The organism is Nocardia sp. NPDC052254, from assembly GCF_040679495.1.
In the GTDB taxonomy this organism is placed as follows: Bacteria; Actinomycetota; Actinomycetes; order Mycobacteriales; family Mycobacteriaceae; genus Nocardia.
Map to the genome: position 1 here is coordinate 31,891 of NZ_JBFAUW010000018.1, position 20,687 is coordinate 52,577.

15 protein-coding genes are annotated in these 20,687 nt (G+C 68.7%); 10 read left to right on the plus strand and 5 right to left on the minus strand.

Going from position 1 to position 20,687, the window contains the following annotated elements; all coding sequences use genetic code 11:
- Positions 1 to 134: 134 nt before the first annotated feature.
- Positions 135 to 1,787: a ribosomal protection-like ABC-F family protein gene (gene abc-f / locus AB0L57_RS29070; RefSeq protein ID WP_364968781.1), complete on the minus strand. Its 1,653-nt coding sequence runs from the start codon at positions 1,785 to 1,787 to the stop codon at positions 135 to 137.
- A 307-nt stretch (positions 1,788 to 2,094) separates the two neighbouring features.
- Here abc-f and AB0L57_RS29075 point away from each other — a divergent pair, with 307 nt between their 5' ends.
- From AB0L57_RS29075 to AB0L57_RS29100, 6 genes are all read left to right on the plus strand, one after another.
- Positions 2,095 to 2,526 (plus strand): DoxX family protein, encoded by a 432-nt coding sequence (locus tag AB0L57_RS29075; protein WP_364968784.1) that lies wholly within the window; start codon positions 2,095 to 2,097, stop codon positions 2,524 to 2,526.
- An 8-nt stretch (positions 2,527 to 2,534) separates the two neighbouring features.
- Entirely contained in the window at positions 2,535 to 5,309 is a 2,775-nt protein-coding gene (locus AB0L57_RS29080) for an AAA family ATPase (protein WP_364968787.1), read from the plus strand.
- Between the two features lie 270 nt (positions 5,310 to 5,579).
- Positions 5,580 to 6,800, plus strand: a complete 1,221-nt coding sequence (locus AB0L57_RS29085) for a cytochrome P450 (protein WP_364968790.1) — start codon at positions 5,580 to 5,582, stop codon at positions 6,798 to 6,800.
- Positions 6,801 to 6,885: 85 nt separating this feature from the next.
- Positions 6,886 to 7,857, plus strand: coding sequence for an AraC family transcriptional regulator (locus tag AB0L57_RS29090; protein ID WP_364968793.1), 972 nt, complete (start codon positions 6,886 to 6,888; stop codon positions 7,855 to 7,857).
- 115 nt (positions 7,858 to 7,972) lie between these two features.
- Positions 7,973 to 8,998, plus strand: coding sequence for an alpha/beta hydrolase (locus AB0L57_RS29095; RefSeq protein WP_364968796.1), 1,026 nt, complete (start codon positions 7,973 to 7,975; stop codon positions 8,996 to 8,998).
- A gap of 98 nt (positions 8,999 to 9,096) precedes the next feature.
- Positions 9,097 to 9,882, plus strand: a complete 786-nt coding sequence (locus AB0L57_RS29100) for an SAM-dependent methyltransferase (RefSeq protein ID WP_364968798.1) — start codon at positions 9,097 to 9,099, stop codon at positions 9,880 to 9,882.
- A 13-nt stretch (positions 9,883 to 9,895) separates the two neighbouring features.
- On the opposite strand, the gene AB0L57_RS29105 is transcribed toward AB0L57_RS29100, so the two are convergent.
- The 3 genes from AB0L57_RS29105 to AB0L57_RS29115 all read right to left on the minus strand — a co-directional run bounded on the left by AB0L57_RS29105 (position 9,896) and on the right by AB0L57_RS29115 (position 13,323).
- Entirely contained in the window at positions 9,896 to 10,225 is a 330-nt protein-coding gene (locus AB0L57_RS29105; protein WP_364968800.1) for a hypothetical protein, read from the minus strand.
- A gap of 323 nt (positions 10,226 to 10,548) precedes the next feature.
- On the minus strand, positions 10,549 to 11,619 hold the full coding sequence (locus AB0L57_RS29110; RefSeq protein ID WP_364968802.1) for a diacylglycerol kinase: 1,071 nt from the start codon (positions 11,617 to 11,619) through the stop codon (positions 10,549 to 10,551).
- A 42-nt stretch (positions 11,620 to 11,661) separates the two neighbouring features.
- Complete coding sequence (locus tag AB0L57_RS29115; RefSeq protein ID WP_364968805.1) at positions 11,662 to 13,323, minus strand: 4Fe-4S binding protein; 1,662 nt, start codon at positions 13,321 to 13,323, stop codon at positions 11,662 to 11,664.
- A 172-nt stretch (positions 13,324 to 13,495) separates the two neighbouring features.
- On the opposite strand from AB0L57_RS29115, the gene AB0L57_RS29120 reads away from it, so the two are divergent.
- The 4 genes from AB0L57_RS29120 to fadD8 all read left to right on the plus strand — a co-directional run bounded on the left by AB0L57_RS29120 (position 13,496) and on the right by fadD8 (position 19,499).
- On the plus strand, positions 13,496 to 14,236 hold the full coding sequence (locus AB0L57_RS29120; RefSeq protein ID WP_364968807.1) for a glucose 1-dehydrogenase: 741 nt from the start codon (positions 13,496 to 13,498) through the stop codon (positions 14,234 to 14,236).
- A 156-nt stretch (positions 14,237 to 14,392) separates the two neighbouring features.
- Positions 14,393 to 15,928 (plus strand): aldehyde dehydrogenase family protein, encoded by a 1,536-nt coding sequence (locus AB0L57_RS29125; protein WP_364968810.1) that lies wholly within the window; start codon positions 14,393 to 14,395, stop codon positions 15,926 to 15,928.
- Positions 15,929 to 16,316: 388 nt separating this feature from the next.
- Positions 16,317 to 17,852, plus strand: a complete 1,536-nt coding sequence (locus AB0L57_RS29130) for an acetyl-CoA acetyltransferase (protein ID WP_364968812.1) — start codon at positions 16,317 to 16,319, stop codon at positions 17,850 to 17,852.
- A 54-nt stretch (positions 17,853 to 17,906) separates the two neighbouring features.
- Positions 17,907 to 19,499, plus strand: coding sequence for a fatty-acid--CoA ligase FadD8 (gene fadD8, locus AB0L57_RS29135; RefSeq protein WP_364968987.1), 1,593 nt, complete (start codon positions 17,907 to 17,909; stop codon positions 19,497 to 19,499).
- Positions 19,500 to 19,558: 59 nt separating this feature from the next.
- Here fadD8 and AB0L57_RS29140 read toward each other — a convergent pair whose 3' ends face one another.
- On the minus strand, positions 19,559 to 20,497 hold the full coding sequence (locus AB0L57_RS29140; protein WP_364968814.1) for a helix-turn-helix domain-containing protein: 939 nt from the start codon (positions 20,495 to 20,497) through the stop codon (positions 19,559 to 19,561).
- Positions 20,498 to 20,687 lie beyond the last annotated feature (190 nt).

Here is a 20,687-nt window from a genome sequence, read left to right on the forward strand (position 1 = left end):
GACTGTCACCCCACAGCCTGTCGAGCCGCTACCGCGCGGAAGCCTACCCATGAAATCTTCAACTAGTTGGCTCAATTCGCAAGTTGCGGCGACGCTTCTCGACGGGGAAGACCCGGCGCGGTGTCGGCAACGATTCACGGCGCCCCGGTGCGGGGCGCCACCGTGGAGGTGATGTCGCAGACCCGGCCGTCGGCCAGCCGCAGCCGCCGTTGGACGCGTACCTCGTCGAGGAATCGCTGGTCGTGGCTGACGACCACGATCGCGCCCCGGTACGAGTCGAGTGCGCCGACCAGCTGTCCGACGCTCACCAGATCGAGATTGTTGGTCGGTTCGTCGAGCAGCAGCAGATGCGGTGCGGGCTCGGCGTAGAGGACGCACGCCAGGGTGGCGCGCAGCCGCTCACCTCCGGACAGCGCCCCGGCGGTGAGGTGGACGCGCGGTCCGCGGAACAGGAAGCGCGCGAGCAGATTCATCCGCTGGGCATGGGGCAGGTGCGGGGCGAAATCGGCCAGGTTCTCGGCGACCGTGCGATCGAGGTCGAGCAGATCCAGGCGCTGGGACAGATACGCCACCCGGCCGTCGGCGCGGGTGAGAGTTCCGCTGTCGGGGGTGAGCTCACCGCCGATGATCCGCAGCAGGGTGGACTTTCCGGCGCCGTTGGGGCCGGTGAGCGCGATCCGCTCCGGGCCGCGAATGGTGAGATCGACGCCCTCGCCGGTGAACAGGTCGTGGTCGCCGAGGCGGAACCGGAGTTGTTCGGCGATCAGCAGGGTACGACCGGCGGGCACTTCGGTATCGGGCAGTTCGAGGGTGAGGCGCTGATCGGAGCGCAGCGCCCGCCCGGCCTCGTCGAGCTTGTTCTTCGCGGCGTCCAGTCGTGCACCGTGGGTCTGGGCCGCGCGCCCGGCCGACTCCTGGGCATTGCGTTTCATGGTGCCGGCGAAGATCTTCGGCAGTCCGGCGTTGCTCAGGTTGCGCTGGGCGGTCCCGGCGCGGCGGGCGGCGCGTTCACGGGCCTGTTGCAGTTCGCGCTTCTCGCGTTTGACCTCTTGTTCGGCGGTCCGGATGTTCTTCTCCGCGACTTCGCGCTCGGCCGCCACGGCTGCCTCGTAGTCGCTGAAATTGCCGCCGTGAAAACGGATTTCGCCGCCGTGCAGTTCGGCGATGCGGTCGACACGATCGAGCAGGGCACGGTCGTGGCTCACCAGCAGCAGGCAGCCGTTCCAATCGGTGAGCACGTCGTAGAGCCGATGGCGCGCTTCCAGATCGAGGTTGTTGGTGGGTTCGTCGAGCAGCAGGACATCGGGCCGGCGCAACAGTTGCGCCGCCAGCCCGAGGGAGACGATCTGGCCACCGCTGAGGGTGTGCAGCCGCCGGTCCGCAGACAGCCGGCCCAATCCCAGCCGATCGAGCTGGGCCCGGGTGCGCTCCTCGATATCCCAGTCGGTCCCGATGACGGTGAAGTGCTCCTCGTCGGTATCGCCGGATTCGACCGCTGCCAGGGCCGCCAGCACGGGGGCGACGCCGAGGACCTCGGCAACGGTGAGATCGCCGGTCAGCGGAAGATTCTGCGGGAGGTAACCCAAGACGCCGTCGACGGTGATGGCGCCGCTGGTGGGGGTGAGTTCACCGGCGATGAGGCGCAACAGGGTGGTCTTGCCGGAGCCGTTGGGCGCGACGAGCCCGGTGCGGCCACCGGGGATGCCGAACGACAGATCGGTGAACACCGGGGTGTCGTCGGGCCAGGCGAACGACAGGTTCGAGCAGACGATACGGGTATCGGACATGAAGGACCTCGGAAGTCGATGCGACACCACACGGCATCGCGAGTGATCGAGTGAACGACGACATGGCCACGGCGGCGGCGCCCGATGCGCCCGCCGGTGGCCTCAACTCCGGTCTGCTCCGGAGATGACGAGTTCACCAACCATGTCCGGTCTCCTCGATTCCGATTTCTCCCGACTTTAACAGCGCCAACGCCGACACCGCACCGGAGTATTCCGCCGGTATCGGGGCCGACCGTTGACCGGCGCGCGGTCGCAGGCTAATCGTGTCACTGTCAAGATTGATTTGCGGATCTTTCGGGAGTTCCTCATGGCACCGCTCGTCGTACTCGTTCTGGTCACCGGAATTGCCAGGCTGGTGGGAGTATTCGATGTCGAATGGCTCGACTCGTGGCCGCATGCGCTGCGGATCGGCCTGGCCGCGATGTTCCTGCTGACCGCGTCGGCGCATTTCCTGCAGCCGCGGCGGGCCGGCGTGATCGCGATGGTGCCGCCGCGGCTGCCGTCGGCCCCGGCCCTGGTCACCGCGACCGGGGTGCTGGAGGCAGCCGGTGCGGTCGGGCTGCTGATCCCGCCCGTGGCGCCGTTCGCCGCCGCCGCGCTGGCGGTGCTGATGGTGGTGATGTTCCCGGCGAATGTGCGCGCCGCACGCGCCGACCTCGGCATCAAGACGATGCCGCTGCCGCTGCGAACCGTCGTTCAGGTGGTCTTCGTCGCAGCGGCGGTCGTCGCCGCGTTCTGATTCCGGCGGTGCCGGTAGGCTCGCTGCGCGTGTTACCGCTCAGCGGTGACCGGTATCGGCCGGTCGGCGGGACCGGACAGGAGTGCAAGCGGATGGCACTGGTCGGGCGGGATTCGGAACTCAAATACCTCGACGAGCTGATCGCCGGGATCACCGAGCGCGGCGGCGCGGTCCTGATCGAGGGTGCGGCCGGAATCGGCAAGACCGCGCTGCTGCGGGAGCTGCCTGCCATGGCCTCGGTCGCCGGTGTGCGGGTGCTGAGTGTGACGGGCACGGCGGCCGAACGGGAGCTGCCCTACGCCGGACTGCATCAGATCGTCTTTCCACTGCGCTCGGGAATCGCGGCCCTGCCACCGACGCAGGCGGCGGCCCTCGACGCCGCGCTCGGACTGGCCGACCTGCCGGCGCCGAGCGAGTATCTGACCGGCTCGGCGCTGCTGACCCTGCTCTCGGATCGGGCGGCCGAACGACCGCTGCTGGTGTTGGTCGAGGATCTGCACTGGCTCGACCGGCCCAGTGCCGCGGTGCTGGCGTTCCTGGCCCGGCGGCTGGAATCCGAGCCGATCGTGCTGGCCGCGACCAGCCGCGACGGTATCGCCACCCCGTTGTCGGAGGCGGGGGCCGAGGTGCTGTCGCTGTCGCGGCTGACCGATGACGAGGCGGCGCTACTGCTGGATACCGGCGTCCCCGGCCTGGACCACCCGACGCGGTCGCGGGTGCTGGCCGCCGCCGCGGGAAATCCGCTGGCGCTGACGGAATTACCCTCGAACCTCGATGCCGGATCGACGGAGCTTCCGCTCACCGAGCGACTGGAACGCGCCTTCGGTCTGCGTGCGGGCCAGCTGCCCGAACCCACCCGGACAGCCCTGCTGGCCGCGGCGCTCGACGAGCTGTCGGTGCCGCAGACCGTCCGGGCCGCGGCAGTGCTGCTGGATTCCCCCGTCGACGAGGGTGTCCTCGCACCCGCCGTCGACGCTCGCCTGATCGATATCGATTCCGGCGCTGTGCGATTCCGGCATCCGTTGATGCGCTCGGCGATCCCGGCCGCGGCCGAACCTCGGCTGCGCCGCCGTGCGCACGCCGCCCTGGCGGCCACCCTCGACGAGCATCCCGACCGCGCGGCACGACACCGGGCGGCCGCGGTCGTCGGGCCCGACGACACCGCCGCGCGGGACCTGGCCGCCACCGCCGAGCGCGCTCTGCGCCGTGGTGGTGTCGCCGCGGCGATCGCGGCGCTCGAGCAGTCGGCGTATCTGAGTGAGACAGCGCGACTGCGCGCCGAACGGCTGTTGCGGGCCGCCGAACTGGCGGTCGAGACCGGCGATCGTGACACGGTGGAACGGCTGCTCGGCGCGGCCGGTGAACTCACACCCCGGCAGCAGGGACTGGCGACCTGGCTGCGGAGCGGTTTCGACGACGGGGTCGGTGAGGATCCGGCGCGCGTCACCGAACTCGCTCGTCTCGCCGAATCCGTTGCGGCCGAGGGTGATCGGGATCTCGCGATGCGGATTCTGTGGGGTACCGCGATGCGCTGCTTCTGGTCCGAACCCGGGCCCGCGGCGCGTCGGGTGCTGCTCGAGGTCGCCGACGGTCTGGGCCTGCCCGGCGACGATCCGCGCATCGTCGCGATCACCGCCTATGTGGCGCCCTTCGAACGCGGTGCGGCGGTCCTGCGTGATCTGCGGGCCCGCGCCGGTACGACCGGCACCGATCCCGAGATGGACCGCTGTCTGGGAAGTGCGGCGCTGCAGATCGGCGCCTTCGATCTGGCTGCCCGTTTCTCCGCGGCGGCGATCACCGGCCTGCGCGCACAGGGGCGCCTCGGGCTGCTGACCCGCGCGCTGGCGGTGCGCGCCTGGAGCTGTGCGCGCACCGGCGATCTGAGCGGTGCCGCCACCGCGGCCGCGGAAGCGCAGCGTCTCGGGCCGGAGACCGGCCAGCATTTCATGTACGCGCTGGCGGTCGCCGTCGGCGCCGAAATTGCCGCGCTGCGTGGTGATTTCGACGAAGCGACCGAGGCGGCCGATCGCGCACAGGCCATCGGTCTGGCCGTCGCCGCGCGACCGGTGCTGGCCACCGTGCAGCGCGCCCGCGCCCTCATCGCCGGCGGCCAGGGACGATACGAGGACGCCCTGGCCGATCTGCGCCGCGTCCTGGACCCCGCCGATCCCGCCTATCAACTGGCGCTGGGCGCCTATACCGTCGGCGATCTCGCCGAGGCCGCGGTGCGGTCGGGCCGGACCGACGACATCGAGGGAATCATCGGCGCGCTCGAGGACACCGGACGACACACGCCCGCACCCGCGCTCCGGATCGGATTGCGGTGTGCGCGAGCCCTGCTGGATCCCACCGAGGAGCGGTTCGCCGCCGCGCTCGAGGCCGGCCTCACCGCCTGGCCGCTGGAGCGGGCCCGGGTCCAGCTCGCCTACGGGGAATGGCTGCGCCGGCAGCGCCGCGTCGTGGAATCGCGGGCGCAACTGCGTGCCGCGCGTGACGGGTTCGATGCCCTGGGGGCGCGGCCGTGGGCGGAGCGGGCTCGCCGGGAACTGCGCGGGGCCGGCGAGACCAGCCCCCGTCGTGATCCGGATGCGCGCGACGCGCTGACCCCGAACGAACTGGGCATCGCGCAACTGGCCGCCGAGGGACTGACCAATCGCGAGATCGGGCAGCGGCTGTTCCTGTCGCATCGCACGGTCAGCACCCATCTCTACCGCATATTCCCGAAGCTCGGGATCACCTCTCGCGGAGAACTGGCCGCGGCCCTGCGCATCGCGGGGGAGTGACGGCTCCGGTCCCGCGTGCCGGCCGGTGATCGGACCCTGCCGATTGTGCCCGGTGCCGCGCCCCGGCGATTCACCGCCCGTGGCCGGAGGTGCGGTACTGCCTGGAAAGACCTGTCCGGCGCGAGGATTCATGATCGGTCTTTTGGTGGGTGACACCGGGCTTTCGGTGAGGGGCTGTGTGCCGCCGAGTCCGGAGCCGCCCCGGGCGGGGCCCCCGATACTCGTCGTGCGAGTGCCGGGGCTGAGCCCGGCCAGGTGAAAGGAACGCCCGTGACCACCGCATTGCCCGCCTTCCCCGCTGCCGACGAGACACCGCTGCAGACCTGCCTGCGATTGCGCGACATCGCCCCGGTGGTCGAGGTCGAATTTCCCGGTGGCGTCCCCGGATATCTCGCGCTGACCCACGGCGCCGTGCGCGAGGTGCTCGCGGGCGACAACACCACCTTTCTGCGCGACCCGAAGCATTGGCCGGCACTGCACAACGGCGCGATCGCGGCGGACTGGCCGTTGCGCGCGGTGGTGCAGGGGCAGCATCTGTCCACGATGGACGGCGCGGATCACCGGCGGCTGCGCGGCATGATCGGCAAAGCCTTCACACCCGGCCGGGTCCAGGCGCTCGAGGCGCGCATCCAGCAGATCGTCGATGAACTGCTCGACGGTGTGGTGGCCGCGGGGGACGGCGTGGATCTGGTGCCGGCCTTCACCGAGGCGCTGCCGATGGCGGTGATCTGCGAGCTGTTCGGAATTCCGGAATCGGATCGTCAGCGGCTCCGGAACTGGATCGCGGTGCTGTTGTCTCACAACATTTCTCCCGAGGACGCCTTCGCCGCGCAGAACGGTCTGCAGGGCTATCTGCGGGACCTGGCCGAGAACAAGCGGCGCGATCCCGGCGACGACCTCACCTCGGGCCTGGTGCAGGCCCGCGACCGTGACGACGCGCTGACCACCGAGGAATTGGTCGCGGTGCTGTGGATCATGCTGGTCGCCGGGCACGAGACGACGGTGCACATGCTCGGCTACGCGATCATCGCGCTGGCCCGCCACCCCGAACAGCTCGCCGCCGCCACGGCGGGTGACCTGTGGGCCGATGTGGTCGAGGAGACCGTGCGCTACCGGCATTCGGTGATGATGACCAGCTGGCGGTTCACCAGTACCGATGTGACCATCGCGGGCGTTCGGATTCCGCGGGGCAATGCGGTGGGCGTGGTCTACCAGGCCTGCGGTCTGGATCCCGAGGTGTACGGCGACACCGCGAACAGTTTCGACATCACCCGCCGGCAGGCCGGTGGCCACCTGGGTTTCGGGCACGGACCGCGCTACTGCATCGGCGCCGGGCTGGCCCGGCTGGAGGGCCGGATCGCACTCGGCTCACTGTATCGCCGGCTGCCCGACCTGGCCCTGGCGGTCGATCCGGCCGATATCGCCTATTCACCGTCGTTCTTCACCGTCGGCCCGCTCTCGATTCCGGTTCGGCTGGGCGCCACGAGCTGATCGTCTGTCATGCTGGCACCGTGCGCACCGGCCGGCAGGCGCACGTCACATCGACAGGCGGACGGTCGCAGTGAGGCATTACCAGGTGACCGCGCGGAATTCGCGGGCATGGACCACCATCGCCGACAGCTTCGTGCCCATGGATCACGAGTACCGCGAGGAAGGGCACTGGAGTGCGGCCATGACGGTGCAGGAGTCGACCGATTATCGGCTGCTGCACTGGGATCAGCGCGGAGTGCGCACCTCCCGCCGGACCGGATTCCACATTCGGCGCGTACCGGGTGACGATTTCTACTGGATCGTCTTCCCGGAGCACGGACGTTATTCGGTGCGTTACCGCGATCAGGAGGCCGGTGCCGGTCCGGGCATGGGGGTGGTGACGACGGTCGACGAGGTCTGCAGTATCCACATCCCACAGTCGAAGGCCCATGCCTGTCAGATCCCGCGCACCGATATCGATCACCGCATCGGCTCCCTGGCCGACCGGCCGCGCGTCCTGGCACTCGATTCGGGCCTGGGCAGGATCACCCGCGGCCTCATCCGCAGCACCCACGCGGAAGCGGCGGCGCTGTCGGGGCGTGAATTCGAAGTCGTCTGCGGCCGGATCGCCGAACTGCTGTGCATGCTCGCGGTCGGTGACACGACACCGCAGCGCAGCCATCACGACGAGGTGGTCGGGCTGGTCCGGCGCTACGTGCGTGCCAATCTCGGGTACCGCGACATCCGGCTGCCGGCGGTCGCGGAGGCACTGGGCTGGTCACCGCGTCAGGTGCGGGCCCTGCTGCAGCAGTCGGGCACCACATTTCGCGATGTGCGGCGCGTGGAGGCACTGCGCGCCGCCCGCACCGCACTGGAGGATCCGGCATTGTGGGCGGTTCCCGTGCACGAGTTGGCGGCGCGGGTCGGGCTGACGCCGGCCTGGTTGTCCACCGCGTTCAAGGACGCTTTCGGTGAGAGCCCGCGCGAATTCCGGCAGCGCCGCCGGCACGAGCTCGCCACCGCCGCCGCGGATCTGTCCCGCGCCGAACCGGCCGATCGCGTCATCCGGCAGCGGTGACGTACGGCGATACCGTCATCCGACGGTCGCGACGGCGCGCCTCGGATTCCTACTCTCGAAGTCGTTCCAGCCGGTGCAGAAGGCGCGGCGGACGAGGTCACGGGAGTTGAGTGGGATGTTCGGCAGAAAACGATCGGCACAGGTGATCGCGGCGGCGGTGCTGGCGGTGTCGCTGGCAGCGTGCTCTGCGGGGACCGGCACTCCGGCGGCGTCCGCCGCACTCGAGGGCGTCGGCGCCGGTGAACACACCACTGTCGGGCCGGTCGAGCACGTGCACGCCGGTGTGCTCGATACCGCCTACGTCGAATATGGTCCGGCGAACGGTCCGGCGGTGGTGCTGCTGCACGGCTGGCCCTACGACCCGGCGAGCTACATCGATGTGGGCCCGCGGCTGGCCGAGCAGGGGTATCACGTCGTGGTCCCGTATCTGCGCGGTTTCGGTCCCACCCGATTCCTGTCGCCGGACACGCCGCGCGACGGTGAGCAGGCCGCGACCGCGCACGATGTGATCGCGTTGATGGACGCCCTGCACATCGACAAGGCCGTGCTCGGCGGCTACGACTGGGGTGCGCGGACCGCCGATGTGATCGCCGCGCTGTGGCCGCAGCGGGTCAAGGCCCTGGTGTCGGTGAGCGGCTATCTGATCACCGACCTGGCCGCGCAGCAGCAACCGCTGGCGCCCGCCGCCGAGGCCGGCTGGTGGTACCAGTACTACTTCAGCACCGAGCGCGGTGAACTCGGCTATCGCCGCAACACCCACGATTTCGACAAGTACATCTGGAAGACGGCCTCGCCGAAGTGGAATTTCGACGACGCCACCTACGAGCGCAGCGCGGCCTCGTTCGACAATCCCGATCACGTCGCCATCGTCGTGCACAACTACCGGTGGCGGCTGGGCCTGGCGCCGGGGCAACCGCAGTACGAGGCCGAGCAGCGCACCCTCGGAGCGGGTCCGGTGATCACCGTGCCGACCCTGACCATCGGCAGCGACTTCGACGGTGCCAATGCCGATGGGAAGGCCTATCGTGCCAAGTTCGGCGGCAGATACGAGCATCGCGTCTTCGCGGGAGTGGGACATGATGTGCCGCAGGAAGCTCCGGCCGCCTTCGCGCAGGCCGTGGTCGACGCCGATCACCTCTGACGGTGGCCGCACACGCGGGTGGCGTGGGTGTGACCGGCGGATAACGTTGTAGCCGAGACCGTTTCGAATGACAGTGCCGATCATTAAGGTGTGCCACTGTGGAATTTCATCCGGAGGTCGCTCACACCGCCCGCGTCTACGACTGGTGGCTGGGTGGTAGTGACAACTACGAGGCCGATCGCGTGGCCGCCGCTCGCACCGAAGAGGTGTTCCCGACGATCCGGGTGACCGCACGGAAGAATCGTGACTTCATGCTACGAGCGTCCAGATATCTTGCCGAACAGGGTATTCGGCAGTTTCTGGATATCGGGACGGGAATTCCCACCGAACCCAATCTGCATCAGGTGGTGCAGGAGATCGCGCCGGACGCGCGGGTGGTCTACGTGGACAACGATCCACTGGTGCTGACTCATGCGCGGGCATTGATGTGCGGTACCGCCACCGGTCGTACCGCGTATGTAGAAGCCGATGTGCGGCAGCCGGATTCGATTCTGGGCGCGTCCTCCCTGACCGAAACGTTCGATATGTCGCAGCCCGTCGCGGTGTCGCTGGTCTCGGTCATGCATTTCGTCGAGGATCAGCACGATCCCTACGGTGTGGTCGCGCGGATCATGGCCGCGGTCCCGCGCGGCTCGTATCTGGTGATGACGCATGCGACACCGGATCTGGGGCCGGAGATGCTCGAGGTGCAGCGGGTGTACCGCGAATCGGGTATGCCCGGGCAGATTCGCACGCGTGCCGAGTTCGAGCGGTTCTTCACCGGATTGGAATGGGTGGAACCGGGGCTGACCACACCGCAGCGGTGGCGTCCCGACGGTGTGCAACCGCCCGCGGGTATGGATGCGCGGGTGCAGTTCTACGCCGGGGTCGCCCGCAAACCGTGAACCGGCGACGAGCTCAGTCGTGTCGGGGTAGTGCGCCGGTGGACCATCGGGCGAAAGTCTGTTCCGGTGCGACGGTGATGACGTCGGTGACCTTGATCAGTTCGGCGGGAACGGTGTGCTCGTCGAAATGATCGGCGGTGGGGACGATCACCGCTTCGACGGCGAGTTCGCGCACGGTGGCCATGAGGCGACCGACCTCGACCGGATCGTCCGCGTCACAGGCGATGGTGCCGGCCAGGTCGTAGCCCAGACGCCGTGCCAGCGAACGGATCCGGGCTTCGTCCCATGCGCGCTGCTGCTGTGACACATCGGTGCGGAGATATCCGAGAGCCAGGAAGGTCATCGATATCCATCCTCGAGGTCGACTGTCGGAGCGGGCCGAGCCGGACGGAGTGAACCGTCAGCATCTTTCTAGCTAATCCGACTGTAACGAGGATTTCCGGTGTGCGACAACTATCTGTCCCCAGTTGTGTCCGGCACGTGTCCGCTCCGATTTGCTGATCACATGACCGAATTCAGCGAGCTGAGCGTGGTGGATCCGGTCCGGTTCGCGAGGTTGTGCGCAGTCGCGAGGGCGGCGGAGGTCAGTTCCTCCGCCGCCCGATGTCCGCTCGCCCCCACCGGGTTCCGGGCGTACCCGGCAGCAAACCCGGTACGTGTGGCGCTTCAGTGTGCGGCGACCCGGCCCGCGATCAGCGGCAGATCCAGCGAGGTCCGAATGCCGGGAGCAGCGGCGACCACCGCGGGGATGGCGTTGACGATGCGGCCCGCGGCCGCCACGATCGCCGCGTGGTTGTGGTCGCCGTGGCGGCTGGTGGGGCAGATGTCGACGGTGTAGGACGGCTCCCCGACGATTTCGACCCGATAGGACCCGCCGGGCTGGGCGGGCTGCGGCCAGTCCGGTCGCAGATCCTCGCGCAGCCGGGTGGTGTGCTCGATGACGATCACCGGCCGCCCCCGCACCCGCCCCTGGATCTCGAAGCGGATCGCCGCGACCGAACCCTTCGGCACGGACCCGGCCGCGATCTCGAAACTCTCCGGTGCGGGTTCACGCTCATAGGAGTCGACGATCTCGTCGACGGTGATGTCCAGGCCCGCGGCCAGTTGCCGGATGGTGGTGCCCCAGGCCATGCCGAGAACGCCCGGCTGTAGCAGCATCGGCACCTCGTCGAGGGGTTGGCCGAATCCCATCACGTCGAACATCACCGTCGCGCCGTCGTAGGTGGCGTAGTCGGCGATCTCCGAGCAGCGGATCTGCTCGATATCGCGGCAGGTACCCGAGAAGGCCAGCGGGATCAGGTCATTGGCGAATCCGGGATCGATTCCGGTGATGAAGACGCTCTTACCGGCCTCGGCCGCGGCCTGTTCGACCGGCGCGAAGTATTTGTCCGGCAGCACCTTCCACGGATACTGCAGCATGCCCGGCGCCGAGCCGACCAGATCCACACCGGCGGCCAGAATGCTGCGGCAGTCCTCGAGCGCCTCGAACAGCCGGGTGTCGCCCATGGCGCAGTACACCGCGCAGTCGGGTTCCAGCGCCAGGACGGCCTGCAGGCTGTCGGTGGCCTCGATGCCGGTGCCGACGTCGAGGCCGGCCAGCTCACCGGCGTCCTTGCCGACCTTGTCGGGGGCCGAGACGCACAGTCCGACCAGCTCGAACCGCGGATCGGTGATGAGCCCGGCCAGTGCGAGCCGGCCGACGTTACCGGTGCCGATGTGGACGACACGAATGGGCATGTTCTCTCCTCTGTAGAAATCCCGGAAATCTGGTCCGCCGAATCAGCCGCGGGCGGCGGCGACCAGATCGGCCACCCGGGTGAACTTCTCCCGCGGCCGCCCGGCACCGGCGCCGTTGGCCTTCTCTGCGGCATCGATCGCGGTCCATCCGTCGCGGTCCACGCGATCGGGGCAACGCCGGGCGAGCAACGCCGCCAACGCCTCCCGATCCTGCGAGGGCGCGCCGAGCCGTCCGGTGGTGAAGTCGTCGACCAGGGCGGTCACCGTCTCCTCGGCATCGCGCCGGTTGCTGCCGATGACTCCGCGCGGTCCGCGTTTGATCCAGCCGGACACGTATGCCCCCGGCGCCGGTGTACCGGTCGCGTCGACGACGCGACCGTGTTCGTGCGGGATCACGCCGCGCGCCTCGTCGAATGGGAGGTCGGGAACGGCCTTGCCCCGGTAGCCGATCGCGCGCAGAACCAGTGCGGTGTCGACGGTTTCGGCGTCGGTGGCCGGTGTGGGCACGAGCCCGCCCGGGCCGGGCACCATCTCGTTGCGGACGCAGTCGATTCCGGTGACTCGCTCGGTACCGGACACGGCCGTGGGGGAGGTCAGGAATCGGAAGACGATGCGCTTGCGGTCGCCGGTGTCGCGGTGCGCGTATTCGGTGGCGAGGCGGAGCTTGAGGAGCAGTGCGGGATCGGTGCCCGGATCGTCGAGAGCGGCGCGCACCTCGTCGTCGATATCGGCGGGGTCGATGACGATGTCGGTATCGGGCAGATGGCCCAGGGCCAGGAATTCCGGGCCCGAGAACGACGCATTGGCCAGGGGCCGCCGGCCCAGCAGCACGACCTCGCGAATCGTGCTGTGGCGCAGTGCCTCGATGGCGTGCCCGGCGATATCGGTGGCGGTCAGCCGATCGGGATCGGCCGTGAGTACCCGTGCCACATCCAGTGCGACATTGCCGTTGCCGACGATGACCGCGCGCTCACCGGAGAAGTCGAACGAGTGATCGGCGAAGTCGGGATGGCCGTTGTACCAGGCGACGAACTCGGTGGCCGACCAGCAGCCGGGCAGGTCTTCACCGGGCACCTCGAGTCGGCGGTCGGCCGAGGCGCCGACGGCGTAGATCACCGCGTGACAGTGGGTGAGCAGTTCGGCGTGTGAGATGTCGCGTCCGACTTCGACATTGAGATGGAACCGCACCGTGTCCCGTTTGAAGGCCGAGGCGAACATGTCGGTGACACCGCGGGTTTCGGCGTGATCGGGTGCCACGCCGTAGCGGGCCAGCCCCCACGGTGCGGGTAGCCGGTCGAACATCTCCACCTCGACATTGCCGCGGCCGACCAGGTTCTCCGCGGCGTAGCAGGCGGCCGGTCCGGTACCGACGATCGCCACTCGCAGTGTGTCGGAGTCGCGGGACAGGCGCCGAGGCATGTCGACCGGTGCGATACCGGAGTCGAGTGGATGGTGGGCGAACCAGGCCGCGTTGATCTCGGCGTAGCGGGACAGTACGTCGGGCAGTTCCTCATCGGCGTGGATGGCGCCGACCGGACAGGCCTCCACACACGCACCGCAGTCGATGCAGGTGTCGGGGTCGATGTGCAACATCTCCGCGGTCGCGAACTCCGGGTCCTCCGGGCGCGGCCGGATGCAGTCCACCGGACATTCGGTGACGCAGCTGGCGTCGTTGCAGCATCGCTGTGTGATGACGTAAGCCATGACTCTCCGATCGATCCCGGCTCGGTGACAATTCACCCGGACAGGGTGCTGGACATGTGTCTGGACGCTACTATGCGGGCTGCGTCGGGGCAACCGGTTGCCGGTGCCGGCCAGGCGGAACATTGGAAACGTGTCTGGATTGTTGTCCAGTCATGCGGTAGCGTCCGTGACCATGGGACGTGTAGACGGTAAGGTTGCGCTGGTCAGTGGGGGTTCTCGGGGGATGGGCGCGGCCCACGCGAGGCTTCTTGTGGCCGAGGGTGCCTCGGTGATCATCGGCGACGTTCTCGATGAGGAGGGTGCGGCGCTGGCGGCCGAGCTGGGTGCGGCGGCGCGCTATGTGCATCTGGATGTCACCGAGCCCGAGCAGTGGAGTGCCGCGGTCGGCACGGCGGTCGGGGACTTCGGCAAACTCGATGTGCTGGTGAACAATGCGGGCATCATCAACGGCAATTCACTGCGCCGGTTCGAACTGGATCAGTGGCGCCGGATTCTGGATGTGAACCTGACGGGCACCTTCCTGGGCATGCAGGCCGCGGTGGAACCGATGATCGCCGCCGGTGGGGGATCGATCATCAACGTCTCCTCGATCGAGGGGCTGCGCGGTGCGCCGTGGGCGCACGGCTATGTCGCCTCGAAATGGGGTGTGCGCGGACTGGCGAAGTCGGCGGCACTCGAGCTGGCGCGGCACAACATTCGGGTCAACTCGCTGCATCCGGGCCTGATCCGGACGCCGATGACCGAGTCCATCCCCGACGATCTGGTCACCATTCCGCTCGGCCGCCCGGCTCAGCCGGAGGAGGTCGCGACCTTCGTGCTGTTCCTGGCCAGTGACGAGTCGTCGTATGCCACCGGTTCGGAATTCGTGGTCGACGGCGGTCTGGTGACCGCGGTGCCGCACAAGTCGTCCTAGTCGCGTCGCCCGGCATCGGGTCGAGCCGATGCCGGGATCGGCGGCCTCTCCGGATGCGATGAATCTGTAACAGGTTCTAGCAATCAGTAGACAGATTTGTTAAGTTGTCTACACCTCGCGGACGCTCTGCCGCGCGCTGATCTGGAGAGGACAACCATGGCCATCGTGCATCCACTGCCGGCGACCGACGGCGACCGGCGCAAGCTGGCCCTGGAGAGTCCGGTGGACCGCCGGCACATCGGTGAGCTCGAAGTGGAGACCGCGGACGAGGTGCGCGAGGCGGTGGCCCGGGCGCGGGCCGCGCAGCCGGCGTGGGCGGCGCGCAGTATCGCCGAACGGGCCGAGATCCTGCGTGCGGCCATCGGCGTGATCGTGTCCCGGCGCGCGGAGATCGTGGAGACCATCCGTGCCGAAACCGGTAAGCCCGAGGTCGAGGCGCTGGGCGTGGAGATCGTTCCGTCCTGCGACTTCCTCAACTACTGGACCGCGCGTGCCCGCAAGGATCTGCGGCCGCACGCGCAGCGGCTGCACGGCTATCTGCTGCCGATGAAGAAGCTCTACATGCAGTACCAGCCGCTCGGTGTCATCGGCGTGATCACGCCGTGGAACGCACCGTTCGTGCTGTCGCTCAACCCCGTCGTGCAGGCGCTGGTCGCCGGAAACACCGTGGTGTTCAAACCTTCCGAGGTCACTCCCCGCTCGGGTGAGTGGGTGGCGCGGGTGCTGCACGAGGCCGGTGTGCCCGCCGATGTCGTGCAGGTGCTGCACGGCGACGGGGAAACCGGTGCGGCGCTGGTGGATTCCGAAATCGACAAGATCTGTTTCACCGGTAGCGTCGGCACCGGCCGCAAGATCGCCGCGGCGTGCGCGACCCGGCTGCTGCCGTGCTCGCTCGAGCTGGGCGGCAAGGACGCCATGATCGTCTGTGCCGACGCCGATCTCGAGCGGGCCGCCGCGGGCGCGGTGTACCTGTCGATGTTCAACACCGGCCAGGTGTGCATGAGTGTCGAGCGAATCTATGTGGTCGACAGCGTGGCCGACGAGTTCATCCGGCTGGTCACCGAGAAGGCGGCCGCGGTGACCTACGGCGCGGACGAGACCGATATGGGTCCGCTGTTCTGGGATCGGCAGCGCGACATCGTGATCCGGCACATCGACGACGCCCGGGACAAGGGCGCCGAGATCGTGGTCGGCGGTGCCGCCGACAGTGGCGAGGGCCTGTTCTTCCAGCCGACCGTGGTGGTCGGCGCGCATCACGACATGCAGCTGATGACCGAGGAGACCTTCGGTCCCGTCACCGCGATCATGCGGGTGCGCGACGAGGAGGAGGCCATCCGGCTGTCCAACGACTGCAAGTACGGGCTCAGCGGTTCGGTGTTCACCAAGGACGCCGCCAAGGCCCGGCGCATCGCGGCCCGGCTGACCACCGGTTCGGTGGTGCACAACGACGCGGCCGTCATCTACGGTGTGCCGGAGGCCCCGTTCGGCGGGCGCAAGGACAGTGGTCTGGGGCAGGTGAACGGACTCGGCGCGCTGCGCGGTTTCACCCACGCTCAGCCCGTGCTGATCGATCGGTGGCAGCCGAAGCGGGAAAGCATCTGGTACCCCTACTCGGAGAAGACGGTTCGCAGCCTCGACGGACTCATCAAGCACGGTTTCGGTAACAAGATCGTGCGCCGCTTGCTGTCGTGACTGCCGCATACCGGACAGTTTCTAGAACAGGTTTCAGTCTTCGTGATAGCGTCGCCCGCATGGGACGTGTAGGCAGTGAAGCCGTGCTCATCAGCGGAGGTTCGAGGCGGCCGGGCACGGTCCGGCCGCGACCGCTGATGACCGGTGGAACCCCGGCCGGTTGCCCGCGGGCCGCCGCCGGTGCGGCACTCGCGGTCGAACTCGGAGCGGCCGCGCGGTTCGTTCGGTTCGACGTCGGGGTGTCGCGAGGTATTCGTGTTGTCGCCGGTCGCTGACGCACCGTGCGATATCCGCGCGAAGGTGCGCGGGCCCGGGAGTTCCGGTGTTCCGCAGGGTGATTCGGGCGCCGGCATCCGATGATGTGGTGCCGCGGTGATTTAGGCGGTAGGTGTTGATCGATCCACGCACTCCGGTGATCGTCGGTGTCGGACAGGTTTCCGACAGCATCGACGAACCGGACTATCAGCGGATGTCATCGGTGGACCTGGCCGCCGAGGCGTCGCGGCGTGCCATCGCCGACGCCGGAGCCGACCTCTCCCGGGTCGCCGCGTCGATCGACCTCATCGCCGGGGTACGGCAGTTCGAGATCTCCGGGCCGATGCCCGCGCCGCTGGGCCGGTCCGACAACTACCCGCGCTCGGTCGCCCAGCGCCTGGGCATCGAACCGGCACGCGCGGTGCTCGAGGTGGTCGGCGGTCAGGGACCGCAACGTCTGATCACCGAATTCGCGGGTGCGATCGCCGCCGGAGGGCTCGACGTCGCGCTGGTCATGGGCTCGGACGCGATATCGACCGAGCGGTACTTCGTGCGCCGCGACGACAGACCCGACTTCACCGAAACGGCCGCCGGTTCGCTCGAGGACCGCGGCTTCGGCTACGAGCTGTTCATCGACGAGAACCTCGTCGAGCACGCGGTCATGGGCGCGCCCACCCAATACGGACTGCTGGAGAACGCGCGCCGGGCCCGGCTCGGGGCCGACCGGGACGACTACCGCCGGCAGATGGCGCAGTTGTTCGCGCCGTTCACCGCCGTCGCGGCGAAGAATCCGCTGGCGGCCACTCCCATGGTGCGCACCGTCGACGAACTGGCCACCGTGACCGCCGGCAATCGAATGATCTGCGATCCCTTCCCGCGCCTGCTGGTGGCCCGTGATCTGGTGAATCTCGGTGCGGCCGCGCTGGTCATGTCGCTGGCCACCGCGCGCGGGCTGGGGGTGCCCGCGGAACGGATGGTCTTTCTCCGCGGCCACGCGGACCTGCGGGAACAACCGCTGCTCGAACGACCGGACCTGGGCGCCGCGCCCACCGCGTGGACCGCGGCACGAGAAGCGTTGCGAGTGGCCGGAATCGGGCTCGACGATATCGCCACCTTCGATCTGTACAGCTGTTTCCCGGTCGCGGTGTCCAACTTCTGCGACGGCACCGGATTGACCGGCGACGATCCGCGCGGCCTGACCCTCACCGGTGGGCTGCCGTTCTTCGGCGGGCCGGGCAACAACTACTCGATGCACGCCATCGCCGACACCGTCGAGCGCATGCGCGAGTCGCCGGGCGCGTTCGGGCTGGTCGGCGCCAACGGCGGCATCATGAGCAAATACTCCGTCGGCGTGTACTCGACCGCGCCGGCGGACTGGGCCGCCGACCGCAGTGCCGAACTCCAGCACGCCGTCACCGCCGCCCCGGCCGTGACGGCGCGCCGGCGCGCGGCCACGGCCGGCGCGGCCGTGGCCGCGTGGATCGAAACCTATACCGTGCGGCACGCATTCGAGCCGCGCACCGCGGTGATCGTCGGGCGGTCGCACGCCGACGGCAGCAGATTCCTGGCGACGATGCCGCCGGAGGATCTCGGTGCGGCCGACCCGATCGGCCGCGACATCATCGTCACATCGAGCGAGCAGGGCAACACCGCGGTCCTGGCGTCGTAGCGGCGCCGGATTGCCGAGGATCGGAGAGAGATGACCGAAACAGTAACAACCACAATGGATCCCGAGACCCGCCTGCGGCTGCCGATTCACAACGGCCATGCTCTGCTCGCCGGTCTGCGCAGGCATCGGCGCGAGCCGGTGATGACCCTCGGGGACACGGTGCTCACCGGCGCCGATGTGCTCGACGCCATCAGCCGCTACGTCTCGGCCTTCGCCGCACACGGTGTCGTGACCGGTACACCGAGTGCCCTGCTGGCGCTGAACCGGCCCGAGGTGCTGTTCATTCTGGGGTCCGGCCAGGTGGCCGGGCATCGGCGCACCGCGCTGCATCCGATGGGCGGACTCGACGATCATGTGCACGTGCTGGGTGACGCCGGGATCACGAGTTTGGTGATCGACCCGCAGCCGGCGTTCGTGCAGCGGGCCCGGGAACTGGTCGATCGGGTACCCGCGCTGACCAAGGTTCTGGTCCTGGGCCCGGTACCGGCGGAGCTGTCCGATGTCGGCATCGACTTGATCGCGGCGGCAGCGGAATTCGAGCCCACCGCGATCGAGGCGGTCGATCTCGAACCCGACGCCGTCATCTCGATCAGCTACACCGGCGGCACCACCGGTAAGCCCAAGGGCGTGGTGGGCACCGCCGCCGCCATGTCGACCATGACCCAGATCCAGCTCTCGGAATGGGAATGGCCCAAGCGTCCCAAGTTCCTGATCTGCACGCCGCTCTCGCACGCCGGTGCCGCGTTCTTCCTACCGGTGGTCGTGCTCGGTGGCCAGTGCGTGGTGCTGCCGCGCTTCGACGCCGGAGAAGTGTTGCGCGCCATCGAGGAACACCGCATCAGCGCGACCATGCTGGTGCCGTCGATGCTGTACGCACTGCTCGACCACCCGGATATCGACAAGCGCGATCTGTCGTCGCTGGAGACGGTGTACTACGGCGCCTCCTCCATCGACCCGGCCCGCCTGACCCAGGCGATCGAACGGTTCGGCCCGATCTTCGCCCAGTACTACGGCCAGTCCGAGGCGCCGATGGCCATCAGCTACCTCGGCAAGGGCGAGCACGATCAGGCCCGCCTCACCTCCTGCGGCCGCCCGTCGGTCGCGCTGCGCACCGCCCTGCTGGACACCGACGGCAATCGAGTCGAGCGCGGTGAGGCCGGTGAGATCTGCGTATCGGGCCCGCTGCTGGCCGGTGGTTACCTGAATCTTCCGGAGGTCACCGCGGAGACGTTCCACGACGGCTGGCTGCGCACGGGTGATCTGGCCCGCGAGGACGAGGACGGCTTCTGGCACATCGTGGGCCGTAGCAAGGACATGATCGTCACCGGCGGGTTCAACGTCTTCCCGCGCGAGGTCGAGGATGTCATCGGCGCGCATCCGCGGGTGTCGGGCGTCGCGGTGGTCGGTGTCGCCGACGCGAAGTGGGGCGAGGCGGTCACCGCCGTGGTCGTCCTCACCCCCGGCACCTCCGATGATCCCGCGGCCGTCGCGACGGTGATCGACGAGATCGGCGCGGAGGTCAAGCGCCGCAAGGGATCTGTCCAGGCGCCCAAACATGTCCTGTTCGTCGACGCGTTGCCGCTGACCGGCCTGGGCAAGATCGACAAGAAGGCCGTCCGGGCCCACGCCGAGGCGCAACTCGGCTGAGTTCGCCTGCGAGAGTTCGTCCCACCGGTCCGAGACCGGTGGGACGATTCGCAGGATCGTCAGCTGAAACTGCGGCGATAGTGCTGTGGGCTGACACCGGTGGTGCGTTTGAACCGATCCCGGAATGCGGTGGGTGAGCCGAAACCCACTTGGGCGCCGATGCGTTCGACGGTGTGCGCGGTCGTCTCCAGCAGATGCTGTGCCCGGCGGATACGCGCGCGATGCAGCCACTGCAGCGGCGTGGTGCCGGTGTGCTCGCGGAAACGGCGAATCAGAGTGCGGGTGCTGACGCCGGCCTTGCCTGCCATCTCGTCGAGCGTCAGTTCGGTGCCGAGATTGTCCTCGAGCCACTGCAACAACGGTTCGAGTGCGGATCCGCGCGGTGTGGGCGGATGGTCGTGGACGATGAACTGTGCCTGGCCCCCTTCGCGTTCCAGTGGCATCACCGACAGGCGCGCGGCGTGAGCGGCGACCGCCGAACCGTAGTCGCGCCGGATCATGTGCAGGCACAGATCCAGCCCCGCGGCGGCGCCGGCCGACGTGAGAATCTGCCCGTTGTCGACGTAGAGCACGGCGGGATCCACCTCGATCGCGGGATGGGCGGTGGCCAGCAGCTCGGCCGCGACCCAATGGGTGGTGGCGCGCAGGCCGTCGAGGAGTCCGGTCGCGGCCAGTGCGAAGGTGCCCGAGCAGATGGAGGCGATCCGGGTGCCGTTCGCCGCAGCCGCCCGCAGCGCATCACATACGGCCGGTGACGGCGATGCGGTCGGATCGGCCGTACCGGGAACGATGATCGTGTCGGCGGCGCGCAGTTCGTCGAGTCCGAACGGTGCGCGCAGGGTGAAGGTTCCGGCATCGATCTCGGGTCGCTCGGCGCAGACCCGCACCTGATAGCCGGGTCGTCCGTCGGGGAGCAGGGTGCGGGCGAACACCTCGATCGGGGTGGCCAGATCGAACGGGATCACCCGGTCCAGCGCGAGAACGGCGACGGAATGCATGGCTGGAATGTACCCGTGCGCCGATATTTCGCCGATCGTGATGTGGGCGTCGTCACCAGGATCTGTGCAGGTGGACGGACTCGACCCGGTGGCTGTCGGAATCTCGTCAGAATGTGGCGAAAATGCCACTGGGGGTGGTGGTGGCGGGGCGATTAGCGTCAGGTCCTGCCTGCTCGACCACTCGGAGGGA